The sequence below is a fragment of the Micromonospora sp. NPDC093243 genome, assembly GCF_044753725.1.
Classification (GTDB): Bacteria; Actinomycetota; Actinomycetes; order Mycobacteriales; family Micromonosporaceae; genus Micromonospora.
The window spans coordinates 520,578-532,956 of the sequence record NZ_JBIVNT010000006.1 but is presented as its reverse complement, the minus strand read 5'-3'; the positions used below and the strand labels follow the sequence as shown (position 1 = coordinate 532,956).

Annotated in this window: 15 protein-coding genes and 1 pseudogene; 8 read left to right on the top strand and 8 right to left on the bottom strand. The window is 73.6% G+C overall.

Annotated elements, in window-relative coordinates:
• Positions 1-60: 60 nt before the first annotated feature.
• Both ACIP9D_RS23070 and ACIP9D_RS23065 read right to left on the bottom strand, forming a co-directional pair.
• Entirely contained in the window at positions 61-396 is a 336-nt protein-coding gene (locus ACIP9D_RS23070) for a glyoxalase superfamily protein (RefSeq protein WP_350874839.1), read from the bottom strand.
• Between the two features lie 74 nt (positions 397-470).
• Positions 471-935, bottom strand: coding sequence for an ArsI/CadI family heavy metal resistance metalloenzyme (locus ACIP9D_RS23065; RefSeq protein WP_350874840.1), 465 nt, complete (start codon positions 933-935; stop codon positions 471-473).
• 126 nt (positions 936-1,061) lie between these two features.
• Between ACIP9D_RS23065 and ACIP9D_RS23060 the strand changes: the two genes are divergently transcribed.
• From ACIP9D_RS23060 to ACIP9D_RS23045, 4 genes and pseudogenes are all read left to right on the top strand, one after another.
• A complete protein-coding gene (locus ACIP9D_RS23060; protein ID WP_350874841.1) occupies positions 1,062-1,442 on the top strand; it encodes a metalloregulator ArsR/SmtB family transcription factor in 381 nt (126 codons plus the stop codon).
• Positions 1,439-2,146, top strand: a pseudogene (locus tag ACIP9D_RS23055) (aquaporin); the annotation flags it as partial. The gene ACIP9D_RS23060 and the pseudogene ACIP9D_RS23055, both read left to right, overlap by 4 nt.
• A gap of 26 nt (positions 2,147-2,172) precedes the next feature.
• Positions 2,173-2,688 (top strand): GNAT family N-acetyltransferase, encoded by a 516-nt coding sequence (locus ACIP9D_RS23050; protein WP_400450802.1) that lies wholly within the window; start codon positions 2,173-2,175, stop codon positions 2,686-2,688.
• Between the two features lie 14 nt (positions 2,689-2,702).
• The gene (locus ACIP9D_RS23045; RefSeq protein WP_350874842.1) at positions 2,703-3,104 is read left to right on the top strand and encodes an arsenate reductase ArsC; all 402 of its coding nucleotides are present in this window, start codon (positions 2,703-2,705) and stop codon (positions 3,102-3,104) included.
• Positions 3,105-3,136: 32 nt separating this feature from the next.
• Here ACIP9D_RS23045 and ACIP9D_RS23040 read toward each other — a convergent pair whose 3' ends face one another.
• Positions 3,137-4,624 (bottom strand): PLP-dependent aminotransferase family protein, encoded by a 1,488-nt coding sequence (locus ACIP9D_RS23040; protein ID WP_350874843.1) that lies wholly within the window; start codon positions 4,622-4,624, stop codon positions 3,137-3,139.
• Between the two features lie 73 nt (positions 4,625-4,697).
• Between ACIP9D_RS23040 and ACIP9D_RS23035 the strand changes: the two genes are divergently transcribed.
• Positions 4,698-5,309: a LysE family translocator gene (locus ACIP9D_RS23035; RefSeq protein ID WP_350874844.1), complete on the top strand. Its 612-nt coding sequence runs from the start codon at positions 4,698-4,700 to the stop codon at positions 5,307-5,309.
• 9 nt (positions 5,310-5,318) lie between these two features.
• A complete protein-coding gene (locus ACIP9D_RS23030) occupies positions 5,319-6,053 on the top strand; it encodes a phenylalanine--tRNA ligase beta subunit-related protein (RefSeq protein WP_350874845.1) in 735 nt (244 codons plus the stop codon).
• Between the two features lies 1 nt (position 6,054).
• On the opposite strand, the gene ACIP9D_RS23025 is transcribed toward ACIP9D_RS23030, so the two are convergent.
• Complete coding sequence (locus ACIP9D_RS23025) at positions 6,055-6,657, bottom strand: MBL fold metallo-hydrolase (RefSeq protein ID WP_350874846.1); 603 nt, start codon at positions 6,655-6,657, stop codon at positions 6,055-6,057.
• A 54-nt stretch (positions 6,658-6,711) separates the two neighbouring features.
• On the opposite strand from ACIP9D_RS23025, the gene ACIP9D_RS23020 reads away from it, so the two are divergent.
• Positions 6,712-7,140 (top strand): archease, encoded by a 429-nt coding sequence (locus tag ACIP9D_RS23020; RefSeq protein ID WP_350874847.1) that lies wholly within the window; start codon positions 6,712-6,714, stop codon positions 7,138-7,140.
• Between the two features lie 10 nt (positions 7,141-7,150).
• On the opposite strand, the gene ACIP9D_RS23015 is transcribed toward ACIP9D_RS23020, so the two are convergent.
• From ACIP9D_RS23015 to ACIP9D_RS23005, 3 genes are all read right to left on the bottom strand, one after another.
• On the bottom strand, positions 7,151-8,569 hold the full coding sequence (locus tag ACIP9D_RS23015) for an RtcB family protein (protein ID WP_350874848.1): 1,419 nt from the start codon (positions 8,567-8,569) through the stop codon (positions 7,151-7,153).
• 101 nt (positions 8,570-8,670) lie between these two features.
• Positions 8,671-9,144 (bottom strand): hypothetical protein, encoded by a 474-nt coding sequence (locus ACIP9D_RS23010; RefSeq protein WP_350874849.1) that lies wholly within the window; start codon positions 9,142-9,144, stop codon positions 8,671-8,673.
• A 59-nt stretch (positions 9,145-9,203) separates the two neighbouring features.
• Positions 9,204-10,292, bottom strand: a complete 1,089-nt coding sequence (locus ACIP9D_RS23005; protein WP_350874850.1) for a winged helix DNA-binding domain-containing protein — start codon at positions 10,290-10,292, stop codon at positions 9,204-9,206.
• A gap of 230 nt (positions 10,293-10,522) precedes the next feature.
• On the opposite strand from ACIP9D_RS23005, the gene ACIP9D_RS23000 reads away from it, so the two are divergent.
• Positions 10,523-11,518 carry a YafY family protein gene (locus ACIP9D_RS23000; protein ID WP_350874851.1) on the top strand — a complete coding sequence of 332 codons (996 nt, stop codon included), beginning with the start codon at positions 10,523-10,525 and terminating at the stop codon, positions 11,516-11,518.
• On the opposite strand, the gene ACIP9D_RS22995 is transcribed toward ACIP9D_RS23000, so the two are convergent.
• The gene (locus ACIP9D_RS22995) at positions 11,506-12,375 is read right to left on the bottom strand and encodes a sugar ABC transporter permease (RefSeq protein WP_350875072.1); all 870 of its coding nucleotides are present in this window, start codon (positions 12,373-12,375) and stop codon (positions 11,506-11,508) included. The two genes, ACIP9D_RS23000 and ACIP9D_RS22995, sit on opposite strands and share 13 nt — an antisense overlap.
• Between the last annotated feature and the right edge of the window lie 4 nt (positions 12,376-12,379).

Genomic DNA, 12,379 nt, shown 5'->3' with positions numbered 1-12,379 from the left:
ATCTCATTCCCGCCCGGGCCGGAGGTAAGCCAGCTCACACCCGCCCGACCGGGGCGTTGTTCACCCCGGGACCGTACCGACCCGGATCCGGTTGCCGTCGGGGTCGGTCAGCTCGAACTCGCGTCCCCAGTCCTGCTGCCGTACGTCGGCGACGCCGCACGCCGCCGCGACCGCGTCGACGTCGTCGACGTAGAGGTACAGCAGGATCCCCGGCCGCGCGTCCCCGGAATGCTCGGAGAGGTGGACCTCGATGTCACCCCGGGCGATGCTCAGATAGAGCGGCAATTCGGGCGCGAAGCGGTGCTCCCACTGCGTGCCGAAGCCCAGCCGGGCGTACCAGGCCGCGGCGGCGCTCGCGTCGGTGACCCGCAGCACAGGAGCAAGGCGTTCTCTCATCCGGGCATTGTCCACCGGCCAGCCGGTCGGGCGCGCTGGCCGCCGTCGGTCACGGCCAGCGCCCACACCTTGCGTCAGCAGCAGCTCGATGTGGCTCCACTGCTCACCGGCGTCTTCTCGCCGTCCGGGGTGCCGCAGACGCACTCCCCTTCCACGGCTTTGTTCAGCTGCCCGGAGTCGGCCTTGACGGTGTAGACCTCCCACGGCTCGTTGCCGGGACCGTGCACCCAGACCTTGTCCTGCAGGGCGTAGCAGCACTCGGTGTCGTTCTCCTCCAGGGTGATCAGGCCGGCGTCGGTGAGCCGCCTGGTGGCGGCGTTGACCTCGTCGGTGTCGAACACCTCGACGCCCAGGTGGTCCATGACCGTGGGCTGGTCGGGCTCGCCTTCGAGCAGGACGAGCTTCAGCGGCGGGTTCTCGACGGCGAAGTTGGCGTAACCGGGGCGGCGCTTGGCCGGCTCGACGCCGAAGAGCTTGGCGTAGAAGGCGACGGAGCCTTCGAGGTCGGACACGCGCAGGGCGAGCTGGACACGGGACATCGGGCTTCCTCCGGTCAGGAGCGGTTCAGCGGACGGCGGCGAGGTGATCGCCAAGTCGCTTGCCTAGATGACCATCTAAGCAAGCCCACTGTTGCAGGTTGTTTCGAGATCTGTCAAGGTAGAGAAATGTCAAAGCAAGACCTTGCGGTGGTGGACCTGCGAGCGGTCGCCTGCTGCACCCCGATCGCGGTCCGCCCGATGGACGCCGAGCAGGCAGTGCTGGTCGCGCCGATGTTCAAGGCCCTCGGTGACCCGGTCCGACTGCGGTTGATGTCGATGATCGCCTCGGTCCCGGAGATCTGTGTCTGCGACCTGACGCCCGCGTTCGACCTCTCCGGGCCGACCATCTCCCACCACCTGAAGGTGCTGCGCGAGGCCGGCCTGGTCGACTCTGACCGCCGGGGCACCTGGGTCTGGTACAGAGTCAGGCCGGAGGCGTTCCAACAGCTCGGCGCGCTGCTCGAGTTCTCCCCCGCTAACGCGCCGGCCGACCCGGCGACCCGGTGAGCCGCACCCTGGCGCAGCGGGCGTCCGCCGAGTTCGCCGGCACAGCCATGCTGGTCGCCGCGGTCGTCGGCTCAGGGATCGCCGCCGCCCGGCTCTCCCCGAACGACGTCGGGCTCCAGCTGCTGGAGAACGCGATCGCCACCGCGCTGGCCCTGGGCGCGCTGATCCTGACGTTCGGGCCGGTCTCCGGCGCGCACTTCAACCCGGTGGTCTCCGCGGTGGACTGGTGGCTCGGTCGCCGTGCCGCGACCGGCCTGACCGGCCGCGAGCTAGCCGGCTACGTGCCGGCCCAGATCGGCGGCGCGGTCACCGGCGCCGTCCTGGCCGACCTCATGTTCGGGCTACCGGCCGTCGCCTGGTCCCGGACCGACCGCACCGGGGGCAACCTGTGGCTGGCCGAGGTGGTGGCCACCGCCGGCCTGATCGTCCTCATCTTCGCGCTCGCCCGCAGCGGGCGGGGCACCGCGGCGCCAGCTGCCGTCGGCGCCTACATCGGCGCCGCCTACTGGTTCACCTCGTCGACCTCGTTCGCCAACCCCGCCGTGACCATCGGGCGAGCGTTCACCGACACGTTCGCCGGCATCGCCCCGACGTCTGTGCCCGGCTTCGTCGCCGCCCAGCTCATCGGTGCGCTGGTCGCGGTCGCCGGGCTCGCCGCCTGGTATCCCCACGCCGAGAACACCGCTGGCACCGTCGTCGTGCCCCAGCTGGCAGCGGAGGCGAGCCGCCGATGAACCCGGAGAGCAACCCGGCCGCCGTCACCGTCGTGCCGATGGACGACCAGCACGCTGACGCGGTCCTGGACATCTACCGGCTCGGCATCGCCACCGGCCACGCCACCTTCGAGACCGAGCCGCCCAGCTGGGCGAGCTTCACCGCCGGCCGGTTGGCCGGTCATCGATGGGTGGCCGTCGACCGGCTCGGCCGCGCGCTCGGTTGGATCGCCTGCTCGGCGGTGTCCGACCGGTGTGTCTACGCCGGAGTCGTCGAGCACTCGGTCTACGTCCACCCCGAGGCGAGCGGCCGGGGAGTCGGACGAGCCCTGCTCCACGCTCTGATCGACTCTACCGAGCAGGCGGGCATCTGGACGATCCAGTCCGGCGTCTTCCCCGAGAACGCCGCCAGCCTCGCCCTGCACGCCGCCTGCGGCTTTCGCACCGTCGGCACCCGGCAGCGGGTCGGACGCCACCGTGGCGTCTGGCGCGACGTCATCCTCATCGAACGCCGCAGTCCCACCATCGTCTGACAGGAAAGACCACGATGCGCGACAAGCCCACCGTTCTCTTCGTCTGCGTCCACAACGCCGGCCGCTCCCAGATGGCCGCCGGCTGGCTACGCCACCTCGCCGGCGACAGCGTCGAGGTCCGCTCCGCCGGCTCCGAGCCCGCGGACCAGATCAACCCGGTCGCCGTGCAGGCCATGCGGGAGGCCGGCATCGACATCACCGACCAGACGCCGGCCCGGCTCAGCTGGGACGCCGCCGAGGCCAGCGACGTCATCGTCACCATGGGCTGCGGGGACGCCTGCCCCGTCTTCCCCGGCAAGCGCTACGAGGACTGGCAGCTCACCGACCCCGCCGGCCAGCCCATCGACGTCGTACGCGAGGTCCGCGACGAGATCCGGTCCCGAGTGCAGACGCTGCTCGACGAGCTTCGCCAATGAGCACCCGAATGACGGCGGCCTGACGGGGGCGGTCAGGACGACAGCCGGCGCAGGGCGGCGGCGATCGTGGCGATGCCGTCCTCGATGTCGGTCGGGGTGTTCGCCGCGTAGCCGAGGACCAGGCCGGGCCGGTAGGGCCGCTGGCAGTGCCAGGAGAGCGGCTGCACCTTCACCCCGCCGGCCAACGTCGCCGCCGCCAGCTCGGTGTCCCGTACGTCGCCGTCGAAGGTGACCATGAGGTGCAGCCCGGCCGCCGCGCCGTGCACGGTCGCGGCGGGCAGTTGACGCCGCAGCGCGGCGACCATCGCGTCGCGGCGGCGGACGTGCCGGCGGCGGAGCAGCCGTAGCTGCCGCTCCAGCGCACCGGAGGTCATCAGTTCGGCGAGCACCAGCTGCGGCAGCACCGAGTTGCCGAGGTCGGCGTTGCGTTTGGCGGCGACCACGGCGTCCCGGTGCCGTGCCGGGACCAGCAGCCAACCGACCCGCAGCGCGGGGGCGAGCAGTTTGGAGACGCTGCCGGCGTAGCAGACCTGGTCGGGCAGGAGGGCACGCAGCGCGGGCACGGGCGGCCGGTCGTAGCGGTGTTCGGCGTCGTAGTCGTCCTCGATGATCAGCCCGCCGGCTCGCGCCCAGGCGACGAGCCGGCGACGGCGCTCGCCGTCGAGCACCACGCCGGTCGGGAACTGGTGGGCCGGGGTGAGCATCACCGCGCCCGCCCCGCTGGCCGCCAGCTCGTCGACCCGCAGGCCGGCGGCGTCCACGGCGACCGGCGGGGTGGCGAGGCCCCAGTTGTTCAGGTGCTGCCGGACGCCGAGCGAACCCGGCTCCTCCACCGCCACCCGGTCGATCCCGTGCGGGCGCAGCACCTGGGCGAGCAGGCCGAGCGCCTGGGAGACCCCGGCGGTGACGAGCACGTCGGCGGGGTCGACGGCGATGCCCCGGTTGCGGGCCAGCCAGCCGGCGACGGCCCGCCGTAGTGTGGGCGCCCCGCGCGGGTCGCCGTAGCCGAAGTCGGCCGCGGCGAGGTGGCGCAGCACGTTCCGTTCGGCGCGCAGCCAGTCCGCGCGGGGAAAGGCGGCCAGATCCGGTACGCCCGGGGTCAGATCGATCCGCGCGGGTGCGGTGCGTACCGCGTCGAAGATGTCGCTGCTCGGCGCGGACGGGAAGAGGGTGGCCGGCGCGGGCGCGGCGGCCGGGCCGGGCGGCGGGGCGGGCGGGGTCGGCGGGGCGGCGACGACCACGGTGCCGGCGCGCCCGCGGCCGGCCACCCGGCCCTCCTCCACCAGCCGCTGGTACGCCTCGGTGACCACGCCCCGGGAGACGCCGAGGTCGTCGGCGAGCACCCGGGACGAGGGCAGCCGCTGCCCCACCGGGATCCGACCGTCGGCGATGGCCGCGCGCAGCCGGGCGGCGAGCCAGTCGGCGCGGCCACCGGGCGGCGCGTCGGCGACGTCCAGGTGCAGGAAGTCCGACCCGGCAGTTATGGACCTCTCGGAAGACCCAGGTTTGGCCCTGCTCATCGGACCATCCTGCCACCAGAGTGGAGTGGGCGCACCCGCCAGGGTGTCGCCGCCGTCGCACCGGAGGGTCATCGTGAGTATCGCGTTCCTGATCACCACGCTCGTCGTGGTCGTCACCCCGGGCACCGGGGTGGTCTACACACTCTCGGCCGGGTTGTCCCGAGGCGCCCGGGCCGGCGTGGTCGCCGCCGTCGGCTGCACGCTGGGCACCGTCCCGCACCTCCTCGCGTCGGTCACCGGGCTCGCCGCCCTGCTCTCGACCAGCGCCACCGCCTTCCGGGCGGTCACCTACGTCGGCGTCGGCTACCTGCTCTACCTGGCCTGGTCGACCATCCGGGACCGCAGCGCGTTCACCCCGTCGGCCGACGCGACGCCGCACTCAGCGCTGCGGGTGATCGTCAAGGCGGTGCTGATCAACCTGCTCAACCCGAAGCCGACGCTCTTCTTCGTCGCGTTCCTGCCGCAGTTCGTCGACCCGGCCGGCGCCGACGCCACCCGGGGCATGCTCGCGGCCGGTGCGGTGTTCATGCTGCTCACCCTCGTGGTGTTCAGCGGCTACGGGATGGCCGCCGCCCTGGTCCGGGACCGGGTGCTGGCTCGACCCCGGGTCACCTCCTGGCTGCGCCGCAGCGTCGCCGGCACGTTCGTCGCACTCGGCATCTCGCTCGCCCTCTCCGGCCGTTAGGAGCATCCCGTGCGGTTCCAGCATTCCGCCCCGGTCCGGGCGGCGCACCCGGACCTCGTCGCCGGGGTCGTGGCCGTCGCCGGCATCACCCCGCACGTCGACGTGTCGGCCCGGATCGAGGAGTTCACCGCTCGCGCGCGGGCCCGACTGGCCACCGGCCCGGAGGGCGGGTTTCCGGAGATCCAGGCCTGGCGGCGCGCCTTCGCCACGATGGGTCTGAAGCCCACCCAGTACCGGTGCGCGGCCGAGGCCCTGCTGCGGCGACAGCGGCTCGACGGCACCCTGCCCCGGCTGCACCCGCTGGTCGACCTCTGCAACGCGATCTCCGTCGGGTACGCCATCCCGGTCGCCGTGCTGGACACCGACCGGATCGTCGGCGACCTGACGGTGCGGCCCGCCCGCGGTGACGAGGAGTACGTCACCTTCGCCGGCGGCACCGAGCGGCCGGAGCCCGGCGAGGTGATCTTCGCCGACTCGGCGGGGCGGGCGCACTCGCGGCGCTGGACCAACCGACAGAGCGGCCTGTCGGCGGTCCGGGCGGAGACCGCGAGCGTGCTGATCGTGGCGGAGGCGCTGCACGCCACGGCCGCCGCGGACATCGCCCACCTGCTCGACGAACTGCTGGCCGAGTTGGCCGGGACCTGGTCCGTGCCGACCGGGCACGCGGTGCTGACCGGGCCGGCGCCGGCGTACGACGTGCCGGGCGCTCCGGCCGGGGCGGCCGAGCCGTCGCCGCGCGGGTGAGTCAGGCGGTCTCGCCCGGGGTGAGGTGGCGGTAGCCGGGGATGGTCTCCTCGAACCACCCGGCCACGCTGGCCAGGCCGCGCTCGTTGATCTGCGCGTCGTGGATGGTGTACGCCCGGCTCGGGCCGATCCGCCGGGCGAAGTCGATCGCCTCACCGAGCCGCATCCAGGAGCCCTGACCCGGGATCAGCAGGGTCTGCACCGGCTCGTCCGGCACGTGCAGCGCGTCGCCCGGGTGGTAGAGGCCGTCGCCGACCAGGTAGCCGAGGTTGGCGCAGTCCGGCTGGCCATCGTGGATGACCGCGTGCCGGCCGCCCACCGCGGTCACCGGGAACCCGGCGGCGGTGAACCGCTGCCCCGCCCGGACCGGCGTCACCGGCAGCGGGGCCAGGTCGGGCAGGCGGGCGCCCTGCGGGGCGTACACCGGCACGCCGAGGGCGGCCAGCCGCAGCACGTCGACGTGGTCGGCGTGCTCGTGGGTGACCAGCACGGCGTCCGCGCCGGCCAGCGCGCTCGGCTCGCTCCACGTTCCCGGGTCGATGACGAGCACCCCGCCGTCGTGCTCCACCCGCACGCAGGAGTGGGTGAACTTGGTGATTCGCATTCGACGACCGTAGACCAGCCACCCGGCGACTCCGCCGTGGCGGATGATCGGGGCATGGAGCAGCCAGCGCGGCGCGGGCACCGGCGAGTACCCCACACCGCCGACGTGCGGATCGAGGCGTGGGCGCCGACCCGGGCGGCGTGCGTGGCCGAGGCCGTGACCGGGCTGGTCGAGACCTTCGCCGACACCGCCGGGGCGCGGCCCGGGCCCGAACGGGACCACCAGGTGCCCGCCGCGGACGACGAGGACCTGCTGGTGAGCGTCCTCGATGAAATGATCTACCGAATGGAGACGGCGGACGAGCTGCCGGTCACCACCGAGGTGGCCGACGACCCGGCGGGCGGTCTGCTGGTGCGCTGGCGGATGACGCAGACCGACGCGGTGGAACTCATCGGCGCGGTGCCGAAGGCGGTCGCCCTGCACGAGCTGCGCTTCGGCCCGGACGACGCCGGCTGGTCGTGCGCGGTGACGGTGGACGTCTGACCGGGCCCGATCAGCCCTTGACCACGCCGATCGGCACCAGCCGGGCGACCTTCCGGCACAGCCCGGCGCCCTCGGCCGACTCGACCACGGCCGAGACGTCCTTGTACGCCGCCGGCATCTCCTCGGCCAGGCCACGGCGGGACGCGCCCCGTACGGCGATGTCCTGCGCCTCCAGTTGCTGGCGCGGATCGGCGCCCCGCTCGGCCCTGACCGCCTGCTTGCGGCTATGCACCCGGCCGGCGCCGTGACAGGTGGAGGCGAAGGCGGGTGAGCCGGGAACGCCGGTGAGCACGTACGAGCCGGTGCCCATCGAACCGGGGATCAGCACCGGCTGCCCCACCGGACGCAGGTCGGCGGGGAGGTCCTCGTGTCCCGGCGCCAGCGCCCGGGTGGCGCCCTTGCGGTGCACGCAGAGGGTGCGCCGAACGCCGTCGACGTCATGGCTCTCGATCTTCGCGAGGTTGTGCGAGATGTCGTACACCAGGTCGAGGCCGCGCCCGGTCTGGCGGGTGAAGACCTTGCGGGCGGCGTCGGTCAGCAGTTGCCGGTTGGCCCGCGCGTAGTTGGCCGCGGCGGCCATCGCGCCGAGGTACGCGCGGCCCTCGTGGGACGAGACCGGCGCGCAGGCCAGCTGCCGGTCCGGCACCTCAATGCCGTAGCGCGACATCACCTTCTCCATGCCCCGCACGTAGTCGGTGCAGATCTGGTGGCCCAGCCCGCGCGAGCCGCAGTGGATCATCACGCAGAGCTGGCCGGGGTGCAGCCCGAACGCGGCGGCGACGCTGTCGTCGTAGACCTCCGCGACGGCCTGCACCTCCAGGAAGTGGTTGCCGGAGCCGAGGCTGCCGACCTGGCGGGCGCCCCGCTCCACCGCCCGCTCGCTGACCTGCGCGGGGTTGGCGTCGTCCACCGCGCCGTAGTCCTCGCAGCGCTCCAGGTCCCGCTCGACGCCGAAGCCGCGCTGCACCGCGTACCGCGAGCCGCCGCGCAGCACGCCGTCGAGCTCCGCCCGATCCGACAGGTGCCAGACCGCGCCCTTGCCCATCCCGCGCGGGGTCGACTCGGCCAGCCCGTCCATCAGCGCGTCCAGCCGGGGTCCCAGCTCGTCGCGGTCCAGGTCGGCGGCGAGCAGGCGTACGCCGCAGGAGATGTCGAAGCCCACCCCGCCCGGGGACACCACGCCGCCGTGCTCGACGTCGGTGGCGGCGACGCCGCCGATCGGGAACCCGTAGCCCCAGTGCACGTCGGGCATGGCGTAGGAGGCGTCGACGATGCCGGGCAGGGTGGCCACGTTCGCCACCTGCTCCAGGGACTTGTCCGCGCCCGCGTCGGGCAGCAGGTCCCGGGTCGCGAAGACCACGCCCGGCACCCGCATCGGGTCGTGCCGGTCGATCCGGAACCGGTACGGCGACTCCTCCACCAGCTGCATCCCCGGCGGCTACCCGGCAGACCCGCGCCTACACCTGCCTCCCCGCGTGTTCACCCGCGACCGAAGGTCTCACCGGACGCCGCTCGCGGGGAGATCCGGTGTCAGGCCGGTTCGACGCGGTTGACGGCCACCGCCCGGGGCAGAGCCTGCTCGCCGCAGGCCGCCGATCGGGTGGATGGATTGCCGTGCACGGTGACCCGATCACCGGGCCGCAGCTCGGCCGCCACCGCACCGGTCAGCGCCCAGCGATCCTCTCCGACCAGCAGCATCGTGCACCCGCCGACGCGTTCGACCGTGCCGGTCAGGGTCCGCCCACCCCAGGGCAGGGCCCCGGGCACGTCCCCGCCCGAGGACGGCGGTGGCGTGGCCGACCGACTCGGCGCGGACCGATCGGTCGTCGGGGGCGGCGTCGACCGGGCCGGCGGTGACGGGCTCGCGGCCGGCGGCGGCGTGGTCTCGCCCGGTGCCGTGGACCCGGCCGGCGGTTGGCCCGCCGCGGGCGGGTTCGACGAGGCGCAGGCGGTCACCCCGCACACCAGACCGACGGCGGTCAGCAGGAGCCCGGCTCGACGCATCGCACGACACCTCCACGAGTTGGACGATCGCCCTGGTCCGACGGTTCCGCGGGCGACGGTCAGGCGTGTGGGCCGACGCTGACCGTACCGACAGTCAACGACGGCCTGCCTTCCAGGATTTCGCCGATCCGCTCGACCTGCTCGTCCAACGCCCGGCGCCGGCGGGCGTTCAGGGCCGCGAACGGCTCCACCGTCACGTTGATCGTGCGGCCGGAGCGCCGTTGGTGCCACACCCCGCTCACCGTCCCGTCCACGAGCAGCACCGGGTAGTTGCCGGCCTGGCCACGGGCGAGGGCCCGCTCGGTGGCCTTGCCGGGGAAGAGCAGCTCCCGCGGGTGGCACCCGACGGTGTACGCGTCGAAGTAGGGCAGCAGCCGCAGTCCCGACGACCCCTCATCGGGAAAGTCGGTGTCGCCGGCGGCCACCCACGCCTGAACACCCTCGACCGTGACGGGCGCCAGGTCGAGCGACGCGAAGAGCTTCGTCGCCCACGGCTTGGGCACGGCGAGCCACTGGGCGAAGTGTGCCGGGGTGGCCGGCCCGTACGCGTGCAGGTAGCGCCGGACGATCTCGGCCAGGGCCTCCGGGCCGCTCATCGGCGTGAAGCCCGGCAACCAGCGCGCCGGGCTGGTGTAGGTGGTGTGGCGACCCCGGTTCGGGCCGAAGCACATGACACCGCCCCGCATCGCGGCCGCCATCGCGACGATCCAGCGCGGCCACTTGTCCTGGAAGGCCTCCATGACCCGGTCCCCCGCCCAGGGACCGGTACGGGCGACGACCTGCTCGGTCAGCTCCGCAGTGGTCAGCTCGTCATCGCGCAGCGCGTCGGCGATGGCCGCCAGCACCTGCCTGGTCTGCTCGGCGGTGAGCAGACCGTGGCCCTGCTCGTTCGGCGGAGGTGGTGTCGCGGCCAGCGCGCCGGTCCACATCGGCAGGTCCGCCGCCGCGAGCAGGTGCACGGTGCCTCGGGGCCCCCGGGACTTGACCAGCGTCCGATCCGTCCAGAGCGCCTGACGCACGTGGGCGCGGGTGGCGGCCGGGACGCGTAGCCCGACGGACAGCTCGGCGGCGGAGGCGATCTGGGCGTGCGCGCCGCACATCGCGGACACCACGGCAGCGAGCGAGTCGGTGTCCGGCTCAGAACCCACCGGGTCGGCACCCGGCCCAGGGTCGGGCGCCGGCGCCGAGAGCGCATGCCGCTCGAGGCGCCGGGCGCACACCTGTGCCCAGGTCAGCCGGGTCACCGCACGGTCCCGAAGAAGGCGCGCAGGTCGTCGAGGTCCGTCTGAGCGATGTCGATGCGGAATGGCTGCATGCCCAGCACGCTACGACCGATGTAGGTCGGCTCCTGGCACACATCGGTGGCATCCTGAACTCCGTGTCCGACACCGCCGCCCGATTGCTGAGCCTGCTGTCGCTGTTGCAGACCCCACGCGAGTGGCCCGGCAGCGAACTGGCCGGCCGCCTAGGCGTGAGCCTGCGCACCGTCCGACGGGACGTGGAACGCCTGCGCGACCTCGGCTACCCGGTGCAGGCGACGATGGGCGCACTCGGCGGCTACCGCCTCGTCGCCGGCAAGGCCATGCCGCCGCTGCTGCTCGACGACGAGGAGGCGGTGGCGATCACCGTGGGGCTGCGCACCGCGGCCCGGCACGCGGTCGCCGGAATCGAGGACGCCTCCGTACGGGCGCTGGCGAAGGTCGAGCAGGTGCTGCCGTCCCGGCTGCGCCACCGGGTCGGCGCGCTGGGCGGGGCCACCGTGCCGCTGCTCACCTGGGAGCAGCCGACGGTGGAGCCCGAACACCTGACCTCGCTGGCAGCCGCCGTCACCGGCCGCGAACAACTGCGGTTCAACTACCGGCGGCAGGACGGCGCCGACAGCGAGCGGCTGGTCGAGCCGCACAAGCTGGTGTCGGCGGGCCGCCGCTGGTACCTGGTCGGCTACGACAACGACCGCGCCGACTGGCGGATCTTCCGGGTGGATCGGATCACCGGGCAGCGGCCGACCGGGCGACGCGGCACGCCCCGTACGCTCCCGGCCCCGGACGCCGCCGAGTACGTGGCCGGCAGGCTGGTCGAACGGACCCCCGTCTACCGCGCGGTCGCGACCCTGCACGCGCCGGTCAAGCGGATCGCCGGACGGCTCGGCGACGCGCCCACCGACCTGGAGCCGATCGACGCGGACAGCTGCCGGCTGCACAGCCACAGCGACACCCTGGAGTGGTTGGCGTGGCGCCTGCTGACGCTGGGCTGCGCGTTCGAGGTGCACGAGCCGCCGGAACTGGTCAGCCACCTCCGCGAGCTCGGCGCCCGGGCCAGCGGCGCGGCAGGCCCGCCGCCCGGGCAGACCGCGACGGTTTCTCACAGCCGGTAGAAGGCACGGTAGCGCCGGATCAGCCGCCACTGCACCAGCACCGCCGCCACGGTCAACAGGATCATCAGCAGGGTCGCCGCCGCCGCGTAGCCGTAGCGCAGGTACTCGAACGCGTTGCGGTAGACGAAGAGCGACAGGTAGGTGGTGGCGTACGGCGGTGGGCCCCCGTCGGTCACCACGAACGCCGGCACGAAGGTGAAGTGCAGGCTCTGGATGGCGTCGCGTACCGCCAGCAGCCCGAGCACCGGCGCCATCAGCGGAAGGGTGACCCGGCGGAACACGTCCCAGCCGGTGGCGTCCTCCAGGGCGGCCATCTCGTACACGTCCCGCGGCAGCGCCCGCCGCGCCGCCAGCAGCACGACGAAGGTCTCCCCCACGGTGAACAGGCTCATCGCGATGATCGCCGCCCGGGCGTCGGTGGGATCGGTGAGCCACTGCGGCGGGGTCCGGCCCAGCGCGGTCAGCCCGTTCTGCCCGCCGGTGCGCAGCAGCTGGTTGATCGGGCCGTAGAGCGGGTTGAGCAGCCAGAGCCAGAGCAGCCCGTAGGCGATCTCCGGCACGGCGGTGGGCAGCACCGCCGCGGTGCGGGCGGTGCCGACGCCGGGTGCCCGGCGGTACAGCAGCAGCGCCAGACCGAGCGCGATGAGCAGTCGCAGCGGTACGGCGACCACCGCGAAGACCAGCGAGTTGATCGCCGCGACCCGGAACACCGGGTCGTCGAGCAGGGCGGTGACGTTGGCCAGGCCCACCCAGGTCGGCGGGCGCAGCAGGTCGTACTCGGTGAAGGCGAGCGCCAGGGTGATCAGCGCGGGCAGCAGGACCAGCCCGACCAGGCCGACCAGGTACGGCGCCAGCATCAAC

What these genes read in the sequence shown, in the direction of transcription:
- ACIP9D_RS23070 (WP_350874839.1), bottom strand. Translation starts at nt 396, where the DNA reads ATGAGAGAACGCCTTGCTCCTGTGCTGCGGGTCACCGACGCGAGCGCC.
- ACIP9D_RS23065 (WP_350874840.1), bottom strand. Translation starts at nt 935, where the DNA reads ATGTCCCGTGTCCAGCTCGCCCTGCGCGTGTCCGACCTCGAAGGCTCC.
- ACIP9D_RS23060 (WP_350874841.1), top strand. Translation starts at nt 1,062, where the DNA reads ATGTCAAAGCAAGACCTTGCGGTGGTGGACCTGCGAGCGGTCGCCTGC.
- ACIP9D_RS23050 (WP_400450802.1), top strand. Translation starts at nt 2,173, where the DNA reads ATGAACCCGGAGAGCAACCCGGCCGCCGTCACCGTCGTGCCGATGGAC.
- ACIP9D_RS23045 (WP_350874842.1), top strand. Translation starts at nt 2,703, where the DNA reads ATGCGCGACAAGCCCACCGTTCTCTTCGTCTGCGTCCACAACGCCGGC.
- ACIP9D_RS23040 (WP_350874843.1), bottom strand. Translation starts at nt 4,624, where the DNA reads ATGAGCAGGGCCAAACCTGGGTCTTCCGAGAGGTCCATAACTGCCGGG.
- ACIP9D_RS23025 (WP_350874846.1), bottom strand. Translation starts at nt 6,657, where the DNA reads ATGCGAATCACCAAGTTCACCCACTCCTGCGTGCGGGTGGAGCACGAC.
- ACIP9D_RS23020 (WP_350874847.1), top strand. Translation starts at nt 6,712, where the DNA reads ATGGAGCAGCCAGCGCGGCGCGGGCACCGGCGAGTACCCCACACCGCC.
- ACIP9D_RS23015 (WP_350874848.1), bottom strand. Translation starts at nt 8,569, where the DNA reads ATGCAGCTGGTGGAGGAGTCGCCGTACCGGTTCCGGATCGACCGGCAC.
- ACIP9D_RS23010 (WP_350874849.1), bottom strand. Translation starts at nt 9,144, where the DNA reads ATGCGTCGAGCCGGGCTCCTGCTGACCGCCGTCGGTCTGGTGTGCGGG.
- ACIP9D_RS22995 (WP_350875072.1), bottom strand. Translation starts at nt 12,375, where the DNA reads ATGCTGGCGCCGTACCTGGTCGGCCTGGTCGGGCTGGTCCTGCTGCCC.